Source organism: Brevibacterium aurantiacum (assembly GCF_007558825.1).
GTDB lineage: Bacteria > Actinomycetota > Actinomycetes > Actinomycetales > Brevibacteriaceae > Brevibacterium > Brevibacterium aurantiacum_A.
This window is the reverse complement of the sequence record NZ_VLTK01000002.1, coordinates 164,343-180,371: the sequence shown is the minus strand read 5'-3', so window position 1 is coordinate 180,371 and position 16,029 is coordinate 164,343. Positions and strand designations below refer to the sequence as shown.

The window sequence follows — 16,029 nt, the reverse complement described above, 5'->3', positions numbered from 1 at the left end:
CCGCCCGCCACACCCATTTGCCTGAATCAAGAAGCTCACGGAGGAGTTCTATGACCAGAGATCGCGCCATCGCCACGCCCCATCACCTTGCCACCTCAGCCGGAGAACACATGTTCGCCAAAGGCGGCAATGCAGTCGACGCCGCGCTTGCGGCCGCGGCTGTACTGACGGTCGTCTATCCCCATAACACCTCGATCGGCGGTGACCTCACCGCGCTTGTATCGACAGGGTCGACCGACCCCGTGCTTGTCGATGGGTTCGGCTACGCGCCCGCTGGTGTCGACGGCACACGATGGGGGTCGTCGGGGCGAGTTCCCTCCCGGGGTCCTGAGTCGATCACCGTCCCAGGCGCGGTGAAGGGCTGGAAGCACCTCCACGATGAGTACGGGTCCTTGCCACTGGCGACCATCCTGGCTCCGGCAATTGAACATTCCCACGGCTACGAAATCGGCCGCTCGGTTCGCACTCTCATCGAGAAGGTGTCGCAGGAGTCGGAGGCCGGTCGGGCACTCATAATTTCACTGTTCGGCAATGATTTCGAGACTGCCACAACCGCGAGCAATCCCGCCTTGGGAACAACTCTGGAGCGACTCGCGGCGGCTGGCCTCGACGACTTCTACCGTGGCGAGGTAGCGATGAAAATCGATTCCTATCTTCGCTCGATACGACCAGATTTCGCCCTATCCGATCTCGCCGACTACGAAGTGAAGCTGGAGCAGTCACTCTCGATGCAATTCGCCGGTCTGCGGGTACACACGGGAGGTGCACCTTCACAAGGATTCTCATTCCTCCGATTCCTCCATGACCTCAGAGAGTCACTGGGCACAGATTCTGATGTAACGGCCATGACCGATGCCGCACTCGCGGAAGTTTGGATCGATTCATTCACCCGTTCCGATGCCATCAGAGACTCCATACTTGCTGAAGGAGTGAACGGCGAGACGCTGCTCTCTCCCTCCCTCAGCGCATCGAATTCAGTGCCGGCGCCGTCCGCCGGCGGCGACACGATCGGACTGGCTGCCACGGATGGTCACATATCGATCTCTCTCATCCAAAGCCTGTACTCGTCGTTCGGTTCACTGTGCTTCGATCCCGAGACCGGTGTGCTGTTTCAGAGCCGCGGCTCGATGTTCGCACTCGACGCCTCGTCGCCTCAGTATGTGAAGCCCCGAGTGCGACCACCACACACACTGATGCCCGTCATGATCACCGACAAAGCCAATGTCCCGAAGATCGTGCAATCCACCATGGGAGGCAAAGCCCAGGCTCAGATCCATGCTCGCCTACTCATCCATCTGCTGCGAGGAGACTCTCCGAGTGAGGCGATTTCCAGGCCCCGCTGGGTGTCGGGAGCGAAGGCGGAACAGGACCCGGCCCGAACCATCACGGTCGAGGACGATGTGTCGACCGAGCTGAGGACCATCCTGAGTCACGGCGCCGAAGGGGATGTCCGGACAACCCCGGAGCATTCCGATTCTCTCGGCCACGCCAACGTCATCGATCTGCGCGGTGCGAAGATTCTTGCAGCCTCGGACCCGCGATCCGATGGTTCGGCTTGGATCGGGTGACCCCATTGCGTTGAATCGTTGCGGAAGCGTACCGGCGCGAGCGCTTGGCCATCTCAGACATGAGGAAGAACCAGAGCGTCGATGTCAAGCAGAATTGGCCGATGTAGATTCCCCAGAGCTTCCGCCTTGAGAGGACGACCTTGACGTCGGTTCAGGACAGCTTCGACTTCGATTCTTTCGTCGACCCGGTCTCGACGTCGATCAGTCCGCACCATCTGCAATGTAGTCGATCTCGGCCTGATTCACTCCTTCCTTATTCCGCGGCTCGCGGTAGACGAACCACCAGATGCCAGCCCATATGATGCCGACGACACCCGTGAGACTGAAGACCCAGTGCCAGGTGAGGACAGTCTGCAGCAACGACAGTACAGGGCCAGCAGCGCCAGACCGATGAATTGGCCGGAGGTGTAGAACGCAATGACACGTCCCCGTTCGCTCTCCGGGAACCAGGCCGTGGCGACCTTGTTAATGATGGGATGTGCCGGTGCTTCAAAGCCGCCGACAAGCAATCCCCGGATGATGAAGGCGATGAAGCCGCCTGACATGCCCATGAACAGGGTGGCCATTGACCAGAGAATCAGGTACGAGACATAGAGAACGCGTGGACTCACGCTGTCAACGAGCCAGCCGCCGGGCAGCTTCCTGACGGCGTAGATTCAGCCGAATGCCGAGAGCAGCAGTCCTTGCTGAGCGGTGTAGATGTCGAACTCGGCAGAGAGCGCCAGCATCGCAATGGACGGATTTGCCCGGTCCATGTCATTGACCACGACAGTGATGAACAGTAGGGCGGCGATGAAGTAGCGCATCCGCTTATGACGCTTGGCGCCAGATCGGATTGCGCCAGCGGTGCCCCTCAGAAGCGCGTTCGATTACGTCTTCCTCGTTGATCTCGACGCCCAGTCCCGGTCCGCTGGCAACATCCTTGGTCAGCGGTGTCATGTCGTTCGTGGTGTATCAGGAGAGATGTAACGGTGGGCCCGGTTCAGGCCCGCACGAGTTCCGTCGTCAGGCTCGTCAGCACTCCTTGAGCCCATTCGCTGGCGGCTTCCACTGCGGGCACGGGTCCCCCGGCGTCGTGGCGACCGTATTCGCCCACTCGGGTGGCGCCAAGAGCTTCGAGCGCTTCGGTGAGCAGCTCGCTTCCGCGCGAGTACGTCTTCGTGTAGCTGGCATCGCCCATCCCGAACACGGCGAAGTGCACTCCTGCGAGGTCGACGTCCATCCCTTTCAGCTCGTCATAGAACCGTGTGGCCGAGCTCGGGACGTCACCGTCTCCATACGTCGAGCTCACGAGCAGGTAGAACCGTTCCGGGTCCAGGTCCCCCGCAGACATCGTTGCCAGGTCCGAGACCTCCAGATCTGACCTCTCCCCCAGGAACGTGCCTAGTTCCTCTGCGACGAGTTCTGCGTTGCCTGATTCCGTACCGAAGAGGATGGACAACGGCGTGCCCGGAGCCAGGTCCTTCGCAGCACTCGCGGAGGCGACCGTGAGCTGCTCGTCGAGACTGTCGTCCCGTGCAGCCTCCAGCAGTTCCGCACGAGTCCTGATCTTCGCGCGGCATCGACCGACACCAGCGCCGAGGCGCTCCTTGAGATCGATCCGGCGCCACCCGTTGAAGTCGGTGGCGTTCTCATGCGGTTCGATGCCTGCTGCATCGGTTGAGATCGACCCGGCGGTCACCTCGGCGGCAATCGTCGCGGCCAAGGCGCGAGCGTCGATGCGCTGGTCGGGGATCGTACCTCGGCCATTGCCCTTGAGCCAGCCGATGGCGAAGAGTCCGTCGTTGATCTTCCCGTCGGTGGGGATGGGCGAGACCGGGCAGATGCCCTGCTTCGCGACCGCCATCGGGTCACGGACGAAGCCTATGGCGGTGATGACCGAGTCCACATCGAGGTGGACCGCCTCACCAGCATGGGTGAAGTCGATTCCGGCGACAGCATCAGCCGATTCCGACGGCGAAGACTCGCCGACAGATGACCCGGTGATCTGCTCCGGGGTGCTCGCGAACCACCAGTGCAGTTCGATATCCTTCGCCGAGGCATATCCCTGATCTAAGTCACCACCCACCCGACTCTCCGGGTCGAGCAGATCGCGCAGCGCGTCGAGCTTCGCATCCTTGCCGTCAGGAACCGCGTCGAGATCGACCCCGTGGAGCACATGGGTCAGCCCCGGCACGCGAGCGAGCTCGCGGATCATGACAGGGTCGAACTTCGCGGCACGCGGTTCGGAGCGGCCGATGACTTCGATGCGAGCGATGTCACTGCGCAGAGATCCGTGAATGAGGTCATCGATGTCGCTGCCCTCCAATGTCGCCGACGGGCAGGTCAGCAAACGCAGGATGTCGACGGCGACATTGCCCTGGCCGACTACGGCCACCCGCGATCCGAGCACCATCGACTCGGCTTCGGAAGAATCAGTCTCAGTCTCGTCGGGGTGGCCGTTGAGCAGGCGGGTGATGGTGCCGGCTCGGTAGACGTGTTTGAGTTCGGTGCCGGGGATGCCGAGGGGACGGTCGTGGGAGAGACCGCTGGCGAGGACTACAGCATCGTAGTTGGCTTTGAGCTCGTCCATGGTCACGTCGGTGCCCAACTCGGTGTTCCCAATGAATGTCGCCCGGGTATCGGCGAAGAGGCGGTCGAACTGTGTGGACACGGATTTGGTGCCCTGGTGGTCGGCGGCGACACCGTAGCGCAGCAGCCCGTAGGGCACGGGCAGTCGGTCGTAGACGTCAGCGGTGGATCCGGGCACCTGGCGCAGGATCTCCTTCGCACTGAAGCAGCCAGCCGGCCCGGCACCGATGACCGCAACCTTCGGTCCCTTCCCCTCGGCGGAAGCGGAATCCCCCGCCGAGGTGGCTCCCCCGCTGGCCGTGACCCCGTAGTTGGGCCCGGCGCTGGCTTTGGACCAGGTGACGGGGAGGTTGAGCATTCCGCGGAAGACCCAGCCGCCCACACGGGTTTCCTGGGTCTCGTCGATGGCGAGACCGTCGAGGCTGTTGAAGAGCAGCGGCAGGGCCACCTCGGCAATCTCGGCTCGTGCCGCCCAGTTGCCCAGGCACACGTGGACACCCTTGCTGAAGGCAAGGTGTGGTTTGGCCTCGCGGTGGATGTCGAACTGATCAGCCCGGTCCCAGATGGCTTCGTCCCGGTTCGCCGAAAGCACGCAGATGCCCAGCTTCGCACCGGCGGGCAGGTGGGTGCCAGCAAGCACGGTGTCCTGGGTGGTCTGGCGGGAGTACATGCCGATGGGGGCGATCCAGCGGATTGTCTCTTCGAACACGGTCGGCCACAGCGCGGGGTTGGCGATGGCGGCGGTGCGCTGCTCGGGGTGGGTGAACATGGCCAGGGCTGCCACGCCGAGGGCGTCGCGAGGTTCGTTGAGTCCGCCACCGATGGTCATCTTGATGTTCGCTCGGATCTTCTCGATCGGCATGATGTCGCCGGGCATGGACAGCAGTCCGGAGATGAGCGAGTCGTCGCGGTGGGTGAGGTGGTATTCGAGCATCTCGTCGAGGGCCGTGTCGACTTCGCTGAAGGACTTCTCGCCTTTGGCCCAAACGTCGGGGTCATCTGCGTAGTTGCCGGTGGCGTCGATGAGGGTCTGGGACCAGCGCTGGAGGTCGGATTGGTCGGCGTTGTAAAGACCGAGCATGCGCCGGAGAGTCTCCGCGGCGTACGGCGCGGAGAAATCCCAGATCAGGTCGACACCGGGGCCTTTGTCGATGAGTTCGGCCAGCAGGTCTTCGGCGACTTCGCGGTACATCTTGGTCCAGACACGCTTGACGTATCCGGGCTTGAGGAAGGTCTGCCAGGCGCGGCGCTGTTCGTAGTGTTCGGGGTCGTCGCGGCGGAGCATGGAGTGGCCCATGGCGCGGATTTGAAGGGAGCCCTCTTCGTCTGCGGAGAAGATCTTCTGGTCGTGTTCGGTGGCGCTGACGGCCTCGTAGCTGGTGATGAGGAAGCGGTTGACCGCGGGCACCCAGTGGACACCGCCTTCGGCGCGGAGCCGTTCGTAGATCGGGAACGGGTTCTCATAGAGATCCGGAATCCTCACCCAGTCCGCCACCGGCACCGAGGTGGTCGCTTGGTCCGTGTTCATGTGGAGCCCAGAAGTCATCGTCGTCTCCCTCATCGTTGAGTTCGTCATGCACTTGTTGGATGCGGTCGGTGTGACCGCGTTCACCGTCCAGTCTGGGACTGATGCTATAAAAGGAAAAGCGGAATAAATCTAACAACTAGTCCGGAAAAGCAAATATGTACATTGACCAGGTCCCGAACTTCTCACTGCGCCAGCTCTCGTATCTCATTACGGCGGCACGGCTGGGCACGATCTCTGCCGCGGCGTCCGAACTGCACGTTTCGTCGTCTGCGATTTCTGATTCGATCACTGCCCTCGAGCATGAGATGGGTGCACAGTTGTGTATCCGTAAGAAGGCACACGGCCTGGTGCTTACCGCAGCCGGAAAGCAGGTGGCAGCGCGAGCAGCAAGTCTCATCAACGAGGCGAACGAACTGGAACGCGACCTCAAAACCCGCGATGGCGAGCTCGCCGGGCCGATCACCATCGGCTGCTATCCGACGCTGGCACCGATGATCCTGCCGGTCCTCCTCGCTGAGTTCGGCCAGCAGCATCCGCGTGTGAGCCTCGAGATCGTCGAAACCACCCAGGACCTCATGGCAGGAAAACTGGAATCCGGTGAAATCGACGTCGCATTCGTCTATGAGACTCTCGTTCCCGGCAATCCGAAGCGCGCTCAGCTCTTCGCCCATCCGGCCCACGTCGTCCTCGCCGCCGACGACCCCTTCTCTGCGCGCAACACCGTGCGTCTGGAGGACCTGGTCGAGCGGGACATGATTCTCCTCGACTCCCCACCGTCGAGCCAGCACACCCTCGGCATGTTCCATGAGCGAGGCTTGCAGCCGAGAATCCGGCATCGGACAACCAGTTATGAGGTTGTGCGGACACTCGTTGCACGTGGCCTTGGATATGGCGTGCTGGTGCAGAGGCTCACCAACTCAGCAAGTTACGAAGGATATCCGCTGGTGGTCAAAGAGATCGAGCCGGCAGTGGAACCGGTTGGTGTTGAGGTGATCTGGCCGTCGAATCGTGCAGCGGTCCCGCGGGTAACAGCATTGATCGACCATGCTGTGGGGGTGCAGTGGGTGCGGCGGGATTGAGCACGTGACGCGTGCCCAAAGCAATCGTTCCTTCGCACCGTCCTCTTCGACGCAGTTCCCTTCACGCAGACGGACCCGGAACCCTCTTGGGATCCCGGGCCACGCCGCCTGACCTGCAAGTCGATGGTGCTCGTAACTCAGCCGTTGAGATTCTCGATCGCATAATCGGCCTCTGCCTGAGTGAACTGACCTCCGTATTCACTTGTCAGCTGATCATGGATGGCGTCGGGCGACATCGACATGTCGTCCTGGTAGGTCTTGGCCGACTCCAGGGCGTTCTGTTCCCAGTCCGCGTCGACGTTGTCCACCGCGTACTGCGCGGCGTCCTCAGAGAACTGACCGCCGTATTCGCTGGTGAGCTGGTCGAAGACCCCGGCCTTGCTCATATGCATTGTATTTGAGTACGTGTCGGCCTGGTTGAGAGCCGAGGTGAATTCCGCCGAAACCTCCGGCTCTTCCTCCTCCGCAGGAGCGTCCTCTTCTGCCGGAGCCTCCTCCGCTGGCTCTTCTTCGACCGGGGCCTCCTCCGCTGGCTCTTCTTCGGTCTGTTCCTCGGCGAGGGATTCACCGGCGCCAGATTCTTCCTCGGCCGATGTCGTATCCGCCTGCTCCTGTGAAGCTGAGGTGCTGGATGTCGTGTCTCCACCCCCGCCGCCGAGGTTGGCGACGATGACGATGAACACGACGACCACGATTGCCCAGAACCACCACCGTTTGAGCAGCGACTTCTTCGCCTTGACCGGCTTCTGCCCTTGCGGCATCTGGGGAAAGTACTGCGGTGGACGCGGCCCCAGATCGGGTCCACCCGTGGACCCGAAGTGTCCGTTCTGCGACGGCATGGGCTGCTGAGGATTCATGGGCTGTGGGTTCTGTGGTTGCTGAGGGTTTGACATGACACTCCTTGATTGAGAGAGCACTCAGGGCATCTTGTGTGCCAGTACCTGCGGTCACCGCATCGCTGCGATACAGGCTGAGCTGTGGTTTTCGACTCCCCAAGCCTCTCGAATCTCGCCGTTGCTGGGATCGACCGAACGGCTCGACTGCGTTCACCGAACGATGGACCCTCAACCATCCGATGGGTGGACTACGCACGTCAGTGTCGAAGGATACGATGCATTCGTGTCAGGTCATCAGCTTCCACCGCAGTCAAGCGCTGCGCTCTCACCGATCGTGCGGGGCTCCCGGCGTCGCCGAACAGTGCGCATCGTCGTGAGCATCGTCGTTGGCCTTCTCGTCTGGATCGTGTGCGTACCGATGTCCTTTGCAGCGCTCCTTGGCTTCCCTCCCGCATTCGACGGCACGGGCACCCTGAACACCCTGGGGGTGATCTTCGCCCTGCTGGTCAGCATCTTCTGGTTCTCGGTCTTCCTGCGACACAGATGGCCCTGGGTACCGTTCATCATCGGTGCTGTACTCGCTTCCGCCTGGGGCGATGGCACACTACTGCTCATCGGAATGTTCCATCTCATCGTCCGTTCCCCGCGCCGGCAGGCTGTCATCGCCACAATCATCGGGTCGATTCTCATCCTCGTCGGCGTGCTGCGCCTGTACCGTCTGAGTCCGGCCCACAACCCCTTCGGAATACTCTTCCTCACTGAACCGGACCAGATTCCCGGGGTCGAAACCTCACTGCCGGCCGACGAGTCGGTCTTCGGCATGAACATGCTCACGGTGATCGCCGGTCTCATCGGACTGGCCGTCAGTCTTGGATTCGGCTATCTGCTTCGCCGGACTCGACGGATGAAGGCCGTCGAAAGCTTCGCCGAGGCGGAGACTCAGCGCAATGAGGACCTGTCGGCCCAACTCGCACGCAAGTCAGAGCGCGAGCTCCTCGCCCGCGAACTACACGACACGCTCTCGCACCGGCTCTCGGTAATCTCGCTGCACAGCGGCGCGCTGGAGACCGGCGACCGAGCCGACCCCGAAGTGTCGGCCACCGCCCACGCTCTTCGGACGGAAGCGCGCGCCTCGTTGGACGATCTTCGCCACCTCGTCGGAGGAGTCCGGGAAGGCACTCTGGGAGTTCGCTCTCCGCCGCAGCCGGCGCTCACTCCCCCGAATTCGGCTTCGCTGTCGTCACTTCCCGCACTGATCAGGTCCGTTCAGGCCACCGGCACCGAGGTGCGACCATCGCTGATCATGCAGGACGTCGAGTCCGCCCCCACCGTCCTCCATCGCGCGGTCTACCGCGTCATCCAGGAGGCGCTGACGAATGCGATGAAGCACGCCCCCGGGTTTCCCGTGACACTCATGATCACAACATCCGCAGCCCAGGGCTGCCATATCGTCGTCTCAAATCCTCTTCCGAACCCACAGACACGATTCTCGCGTCCCGATCCGTCCAACGCACAGGGGCTTCGAGCTGGCTCGTCTGAACTCGCCGCTTCCGGCTCGGGCGCAGGTGTGGAGAGCATACGCGAACGCGCCAGGATGCTCGGCGGCAGTGCATCCAGCGGCCCCCGAGGCGAAACCTTCGTCATCGAGGTCTCCTTCCCACCGTTTCCGGTTCAGCAACCCCGCTGACCACGACCTCTCCCATGTTCGACACCCGGACCTCACGTCATAGCCCTCCTGTAGTCTCAGGATATGCTTCACAGCGATACCACAATCCGTGTCCTTCTCGTCGATGACGATCCCATGGTTGTCAGCGGACTCAGGAGCATCCTCGGCAATGCCGAAGACATCGAGGTGGTGGGTACGGCTTCGAGCGGCGACGAAGCCCTCGACCAGGTCGCCCTGCACTTCCCCGATCTCGTCCTCATGGATATTCAGATGCCCGGCATCGGCGGTATCGAAGCGACCCGGCGACTCGTCAACAGCGCGCGTCCGCCGCAGGTCGTCGCGCTCACCAGCTTCGACACCGACGACCACCTGATCCAAGCCCTCGATGCCGGTGCCGCGGGCTATCTCCTCAAGGACATCGCTCCAGTGGACCTCTCTGAGGCTCTGCGCAAGGTGATGGCCGGAGACCCTTTTCTGTCCCCGCAGTCGCTGCGTCGATTGATCACTCAGTCGCGAGACAATGACGCGCGACGAGCGCAGCAGGACGCCGCCGGCCTCATGTCGACACTCACTGCCAAAGAACGCGAGGTCGCGGTTCTCGTGACTCGGGGGCTGCTGAATCGAGAGGTGGCCGAGTCCTTGTTCCTCAGTGAGGCAACGGTGAAGACCCATCTCAACCGCGTCATGGTCAAGCTCGATGCCAGCAGCCGCGTCGGGGTTGCCGTCATCGTCGAACGATCCCAACTAGCTCGCTAGTGCGCTATGCACGCCATCAGGACACACTGTTGGGGTTGTCAATCTCTCGAGATCGACAACCCCAACGCATCGGATCATGGCACTGACCTGATTGACCCTATTCATTCAACGGCGACATAAACCTTGTCTGCGAACATGTCGGGATTGACTGCCACTACACCGGCCTCGGCGTCCTCCGCGGGAATCTGGATCGCAATGGCCCCGGAAGTCGTCGCACCGTTGTACATCTCTTCCAGAGTGTCGAGGGCGTCTGGCGCTACCACCATATCGTCGAGACCATCGAACGTGTTTCCACCTGCTGATACATATTCAAAGGTAGCCATAGGCATTTCACCGTCAGGCGCGTCACCCGTGTATGTCATTTCGACGTCGATCATCATGTACTGGTTGCCGTCATCGGGTTTCTCGTTGAACTCATTCTCCGCAACGACCTCGTCAGTGGCATCCAAGGTGACGTTCGTAATCGTCACGTCCCAGGCGTCGCTGCTGATCTTGGTTCCGATCGCGTAAGGGTTCTCACGTGTACCTTCGTCGGCATCAGCATCCTCAGCGCCGCCGGCCTCGGCCGCGACCTCTTCGGCCGGAGCTTCAGCTGAAACATCATCGCTGAAAGCCTCATCGAACGAAGAGGCAACAACAAAGAAGAATACTAGAATAGCCACAATGGTTCCGACAACCGACACAATCAATGCGGCAATGGAGAGACCCTTTCCGCCTTTAAGGAAAAACGAAATAATTGCCAAAAGGAATGCGATTGGAAGAAGAACCCATCCCATAATCAGTGCGCCTGGAATACATGCGAAGATGAACCCTACGACAGCGATTATGAACGCGATAATGCCCATCACGTTCTTCTGACGTTTCCGCGGAGGACTCACAAAGTTTCCATCGGGTCGCTGCCCACTGCCATCATATGGGTTGCCGCCGCGGTGCGTGGGCTGTCCGTCACCTTGCATAGCGGGAACTTGATACGCAGGAGCCTCAGCTTGCCCCTGGATCGGAGTCTGCGGGGGACGGCTGTTTGGGTCAAAATTCTGGCTCATTTTACCTCGATAATAGAAAGTTCAACTTTCCATCAGAGTACCCGTCGAAAATCAGCAACCTGCCCACCGGGATACAAAACTACCGCAATGGTTACTCAAATGTTACATACGACTCGAGGCCTCTTGCGATGTCGGGTACGTACGTAGTATCAATAATCTGACCAGTGGATATCATAAATCGAAGATATCACCAAAATTCCGATGTAGTCCCCGCAATAAAATCCGCAGCGGCAGCATACTCCTGGTTACTCAATCCCAAATTGACGCTTCGGAACAATTCATTCTGCGCACTCCCCGGCCAGCCCTCAGGCAACAACGACGCGGGTAGCTGGGGATCAGTACGCGTCAGCGTCAGCCAATCGAAATGCAGCTCCACACGCTTAACCAACGCGCCCATCGGAGATAATGCCGCCGGGTCCGTACAGGACCACTTCTCACCAAACTCTCCGTACCGCTCTGCCTGCTCCCCCAGATCAAACGCTGCGACTAGCATCTGTTCGGTCGTCGGCGGCTGCGGCCTGCCGTAGACGACGATCGGGGAGATCTCGGACTGCTCAGGCCCCAGGATCGTAGCCACATCATGCGGCCCAGGTGCCACCCAGGGACCTCCGTCGACTTGACCGAAGCCGGCCCAAGACAGTCGCGACGACATCTGGTGGCGCAGAGTCCTCTTCGACTCCGGGACCTGGATTCGGACAAAGGTCCAGCGGCCATCCCAATCCTGGGGCTGCCAGCCGGCGAACATCTTCTCTTGACCTTCGCGCAGAATCGCACGGCCCCGGTCAGACAGGGTGTAGAAGGTCTTGCGCCCCTCCTTGTGACGGACGATGAACTCCTTTGCCGTCATCCGCTGCAGCACGGACCGGGCGGCCGACTCCCCCACACCCAGCTCGCCCATGACGAACACAATCGACGTGCCACTCAGCGGCCTGGGGTCATCGAGCATGTGCAGGCCGGCGAGCGCGAAGAAGAGGGACTGAGGGTGAACCGTCATGGAACTACTTTACGGTCTCCTCCGCACTCAACCGCGATAATATATCGCAATTCGTTGACGTGACCGCTATGTGATGCATAGTATCGATCCGAGCCCGGTCAGTGAGGATCGGGCTTCCTCCCCACCGCGCCCGACAACCGTTCAAGCCAAATAATCAGCGAGGATCACATGGCTTCCGCGAACTCCACGCCAACGAAATCGACACCGATGCTCAAGCGAGCAGCCGCCTCGGCGTACCTGGGCAGCGTCATCGAGTACTACGACTTCTTCGTCTACTCCGTCTGCGCCGCCCTTGTCTTCAAGGAGGTGTTCTTCTCCAACCTCACCCCAGCCATCGGCACACTGGCCAGCTTGGCCACATTCGCCACCGGCTATCTGGCTCGCCCCCTGGGCGGCATCATCTTCGGCCACTTCGGCGACAAGCTGGGGCGCAAACGCATGCTCGTGCTCAGCATGTTCACCATCGGCATCGCCTCCACCGCGATCGGACTGCTGCCCACCTACGACCAGGCAGGGCTCATCGCCCCGGTCCTCCTCATCCTCATCCGCGTCATCCAGGGTGTTGCCATCGGCGGCGAATGGGGCGGCGCCATGCTCATGTCTGCCGAGCACGCCACCAAGAACCGCGGCTTCTGGGCCAGCTTCACCAGCGCCGGAGCGCCCACCGGTCAGCTCGTCTCCGCACTCGTCATCGCCGGCACCCTGGCAGCCATGGGCCCGGATGCCTTCATCGCCTGGGGCTGGCGCCTGCCGTTCCTCGCCTCGGTCCTCCTACTGATCATCGGCGTCATCGTCCGCTCCGCCGTCGACGAATCGCCTGAATTCCTCGCAGCGAAGAAGCGCACGCCAAAGCGTGGCATCCCGATCATCGCGACCCTGCGCAAGCAGCCGCTGACGCTGGTGCTCGCCGTCGGCGTAGGTCTCTCGGCCTTCATGTTCCAGGGTCTGCTCACCACCTACTCCATCGCCTACGGCGTCCAGATCGGCATCGAACGACAGACGATCCTCAATGCCCTGTCCTTCTCCTCCTTCTTCGCAATCTTCGGCATCATCGGCTGGTCCCGCCTTTCCGACACGATCGGGCGCAGGCCCCTCGTCATCGCCGGAGCCGTGCTCATCGCCGCTTGGGGCTTCGCCCTCTTCCCCATGCTGGAGACGAAGAACGGTCTGATCATCACCATCGGCATGGTCATCGGCCAGGGCATCATCCACCCGATGATCTACGGCCCGCTGGCCGGTCTCTACTCGGAGCTCTTCGACACCGAACACCGCTACACAGGTGCCTCACTGGGCTACCAGATCGCCGGCATCGGTGCGGGCATCTCCCCCGTGCTCTTCGCCGCGATCATGAGCTCGACCGGGTCTCCGTCGACCATTCCGCTGTCCATCGTTCTCCTGGCGGTGGCCGCTATCAGCATCCTCTGCATCTGGCGCCTGGGAGAGACGAAGTCACGGACCCTGTCCGAACAGCACTTCGCCGAGACTCCAGGAACCTCTCGCACACCATCGACGAACACCACCCCACCGGCAGCCGTGGAAGGACCAACTCTGTGACCTTCGCCCATCCCAGCCTGGCCAGGCTCTCCGAACGCCAGGCCACCGACTACGGCGAGAAGATCGCGATCACCTTCGCCGACGACGCATATTCCTATACTCAGATGCACGAACGCACCCTGGCCTGCGCCGCTGACCTGCACAACCAGGGTGTTCGGCGAGGTGACCGTGTCGCCTACCTGGGTCCCAACCACCCAGCGACGATCGTCGTTCTGCTGGCTTGCCTGCGCCTGGGAGCAATCTTCATCCCGCTCAACTGGCGCCTGGCCCCGGCCGAGCTCGACTATCAGCTCGCCCTCGCCGAGGTGGCCCACCTGTACGTCGCACCCGATATGTCCGCGACCGCAGGGAAACTCAGCGCGGACGTCGCCCCTGAAATGGTGCGTTGGGAGGACCCTGCCACCTCGTCGAACATTCCGGTTGTGCCTGCCGCCGAAGTCACTGGTGACGAACCGGCGTTCCTGCTCTTCACCTCCGGGACGACCGGGCGACCCAAGGGCGCGGTGCTGACTCATGCCAACCTGCTGTGGAACTCCTTCAACCTCCTCCTCAACACGGATCTCACCGCCGATGACGTCACCCTGGTCACCGCTCCGCTCTTCCACGTCATCGGCCTCGACCAACAGGTGATGACCAGTTATCTGCGCGGGGCGCACATGCTCATCGAATCCACGTGGGACGTTGACCGTGCCTTCGACGCCATCGAACACGAGGGACTGACCTGGATGGCCGGGGTGACGACCATGTTCTCCGACATGCTCCAATCACCGAGGTGGAATACTGCGGACCTCACATCGCTGCGCTTCGTCAACTCCGGTGGTGCCCCGATCCCGGTCTCCCTCATCGAGGCTTTCCAGGCCAAAGACATCATGTTCTGTCAGGGCTACGGGCTCACCGAAACCTCCCCCGGTTGCACGTTCCTGCCCGCCGCGAGCGCCTTGGACAAGCCGGGATCGGCGGGACGGGCCGTGCCCTTCACCGAGGTGGAGGTCCGCGATGCCTCAGGGAACCTATGTTCGTCCGGAGTCAAAGGTGAGATCGTCGTCCGCGGACCCAATGTCACCGGCGGCTACTGGAACAATCAGGCCGCAACCGATGCGGCGTTCTCTCCCGGCGGCTGGTTCCACACCGGCGATATCGGCTATCTCGATGCCGATGGGTTCCTCTTCATCGTCGACCGACTCAAGGACATGTTCATCTCCGGAGGCGAGAACGTCTATCCCGCCGAGGTGGAATCGGCCCTCTTCGACCACCCGGGCGTGGCTGAGGCCGCGGTCGTCGCGGCACCAGATGAACGGTGGGGCGAAGTCGGCCACGCCTTCGTCATCGTGTCTGTTCCAGAGACCGAGTCTGGCGCTGATGCCGGAGTCGAGTCTGCGGCTTCAGCCCCAACTTGCGAAGAGCTGCGCGACTTCCTCCTGGCCCGCCTAGCCAAGTACAAGGTGCCGAAGTACTTCGACCTCGTCGACGAACTGCCACGCACCGGCTCCGGAAAGGTGCACAAGGTCTCCCTGCGCACAGCCGGCGGACTCGGCGCCCATGCCACCACCGGCCCCTCAGCCCCCAGCACTGACAACTGTGCACCAGCACCGAAGGACAACGCATGACCGATCTCCCCACTTCCCACCTCACCGATGTCTCCGCACAGCCGACCACGGTCGACATCTCCGACACGCTGCACTTCAGCGCCGAGGGCAACATCGGCATCCTCACCCTCGACCGTCCTGCCAAACGCAACGCACTCGATGATGCGACGGTAGCCAGCCTCGGAGAGTTCTTCCGCACCCCACCCGAGGTCTCCGCGATCATCCTCAATTCCACCGGCGATCACTTCTGCGCGGGCCTCGACCTGGCCGAAATGGCCGAACGCGATGCCGTGGCCGGCCTCCACCACTCGCGCGGCTGGCACACGACGATGAACCGGATCACCGAATCCCAGATCCCCGTCGTCGCCGTCCTCCAGGGCGGAGTCATCGGCGGCGGACTCGAACTCGCCACCGCGGCTCACCTGCGTGTGGCCGAAGAGACCGCGTACTTCGCACTGCCCGAAGGCAAGCGCGGACTCTTCGTCGGTGGCGGCGCCTCTGTCCGCGTCCCCCGCCTCATCGGACTCTCCCGCGTCCAGGACATGATGCTCACCGGCCGCCGCTTCGACGCGGTCGAGGCTGAAGCCATCGGCCTCGTCAACTACCGCGTCGACGCCGGTGGAGGAATGGCCAAGGCACGCGAACTCGCCGCTTCGATCGCTTCGAACTCCCCGGTGACGAACTATGCGATCACCCAGGCGCTGCCCCGCATCGTCGAATCCGGCCGCGACGAGGGCTACATGATGGAGTCCCTCATGGCCACCGTGGCCCAGTCGAGTACCGAGGCCAAGGACCTCATGCACGCCTTCCTCGACGGCTCCGGCCCCAAAGTCACGAAGTGAGAGGAC

At 62.0% G+C, this 16,029-nt stretch carries 14 protein-coding genes; 7 read left to right on the top strand and 7 right to left on the bottom strand.

What is annotated here, in order from left to right; genetic code table 11:
* Positions 1 to 50 precede the first annotated feature (50 nt).
* Complete coding sequence (locus tag FO013_RS03275; protein WP_143921142.1) at positions 51 to 1,568, top strand: gamma-glutamyltransferase; 1,518 nt, start codon at positions 51 to 53, stop codon at positions 1,566 to 1,568.
* Positions 1,569 to 1,810: 242 nt separating this feature from the next.
* On the opposite strand, the gene FO013_RS22605 is transcribed toward FO013_RS03275, so the two are convergent.
* The 4 genes from FO013_RS22605 to FO013_RS03265 are packed head-to-tail and all read right to left on the bottom strand — an operon-like array spanning position 1,811 to position 5,685.
* A complete protein-coding gene (locus FO013_RS22605) occupies positions 1,811 to 2,179 on the bottom strand; it encodes an MFS transporter (protein ID WP_222103570.1) in 369 nt (122 codons plus the stop codon).
* A 45-nt stretch (positions 2,180 to 2,224) separates the two neighbouring features.
* Positions 2,225 to 2,374, bottom strand: a complete 150-nt coding sequence (locus FO013_RS22600) for a hypothetical protein (RefSeq protein ID WP_222103569.1) — start codon at positions 2,372 to 2,374, stop codon at positions 2,225 to 2,227.
* Between the two features lie 4 nt (positions 2,375 to 2,378).
* The gene (locus FO013_RS22760) at positions 2,379 to 2,507 is read right to left on the bottom strand and encodes a hypothetical protein (protein WP_260847969.1); all 129 of its coding nucleotides are present in this window, start codon (positions 2,505 to 2,507) and stop codon (positions 2,379 to 2,381) included.
* Between the two features lie 43 nt (positions 2,508 to 2,550).
* Positions 2,551 to 5,685, bottom strand: a complete 3,135-nt coding sequence (locus FO013_RS03265; protein ID WP_260847968.1) for a cytochrome P450 — start codon at positions 5,683 to 5,685, stop codon at positions 2,551 to 2,553.
* A 137-nt stretch (positions 5,686 to 5,822) separates the two neighbouring features.
* Between FO013_RS03265 and FO013_RS03260 the strand changes: the two genes are divergently transcribed.
* Entirely contained in the window at positions 5,823 to 6,746 is a 924-nt protein-coding gene (locus tag FO013_RS03260; protein ID WP_143921141.1) for a LysR substrate-binding domain-containing protein, read from the top strand.
* 137 nt (positions 6,747 to 6,883) lie between these two features.
* Here the strand turns inward: FO013_RS03260 and FO013_RS03255 are convergent, their stop codons facing one another.
* Entirely contained in the window at positions 6,884 to 7,639 is a 756-nt protein-coding gene (locus FO013_RS03255; protein WP_260847967.1) for an Ltp family lipoprotein, read from the bottom strand.
* 226 nt (positions 7,640 to 7,865) lie between these two features.
* Between FO013_RS03255 and FO013_RS03250 the strand changes: the two genes are divergently transcribed.
* A complete protein-coding gene (locus FO013_RS03250; protein WP_260847966.1) occupies positions 7,866 to 9,269 on the top strand; it encodes a sensor histidine kinase in 1,404 nt (467 codons plus the stop codon).
* A gap of 63 nt (positions 9,270 to 9,332) precedes the next feature.
* Positions 9,333 to 10,004, top strand: coding sequence for a response regulator transcription factor (locus FO013_RS03245; protein WP_143921140.1), 672 nt, complete (start codon positions 9,333 to 9,335; stop codon positions 10,002 to 10,004).
* A gap of 101 nt (positions 10,005 to 10,105) precedes the next feature.
* On the opposite strand, the gene FO013_RS03240 is transcribed toward FO013_RS03245, so the two are convergent.
* Complete coding sequence (locus FO013_RS03240; protein WP_143921443.1) at positions 10,106 to 10,849, bottom strand: hypothetical protein; 744 nt, start codon at positions 10,847 to 10,849, stop codon at positions 10,106 to 10,108.
* Positions 10,850 to 11,234: 385 nt separating this feature from the next.
* Positions 11,235 to 12,041: a PaaX family transcriptional regulator gene (locus tag FO013_RS03235; protein ID WP_143921139.1), complete on the bottom strand. Its 807-nt coding sequence runs from the start codon at positions 12,039 to 12,041 to the stop codon at positions 11,235 to 11,237.
* 168 nt (positions 12,042 to 12,209) lie between these two features.
* Here FO013_RS03235 and FO013_RS03230 point away from each other — a divergent pair, with 168 nt between their 5' ends.
* The 3 genes from FO013_RS03230 to FO013_RS03220 are packed head-to-tail and all read left to right on the top strand — an operon-like array spanning position 12,210 to position 16,023.
* Positions 12,210 to 13,595 carry an MFS transporter gene (locus tag FO013_RS03230; RefSeq protein WP_143921138.1) on the top strand — a complete coding sequence of 462 codons (1,386 nt, stop codon included), beginning with the start codon at positions 12,210 to 12,212 and terminating at the stop codon, positions 13,593 to 13,595.
* Positions 13,592 to 15,202: an acyl-CoA synthetase gene (locus FO013_RS03225; protein ID WP_222103568.1), complete on the top strand. Its 1,611-nt coding sequence runs from the start codon at positions 13,592 to 13,594 to the stop codon at positions 15,200 to 15,202. The genes FO013_RS03230 and FO013_RS03225 overlap by 4 nt, the downstream gene beginning before the upstream one ends.
* The gene (locus FO013_RS03220; RefSeq protein WP_143921137.1) at positions 15,199 to 16,023 is read left to right on the top strand and encodes a crotonase/enoyl-CoA hydratase family protein; all 825 of its coding nucleotides are present in this window, start codon (positions 15,199 to 15,201) and stop codon (positions 16,021 to 16,023) included. The genes FO013_RS03225 and FO013_RS03220 overlap by 4 nt, the downstream gene beginning before the upstream one ends.
* Positions 16,024 to 16,029 lie beyond the last annotated feature (6 nt).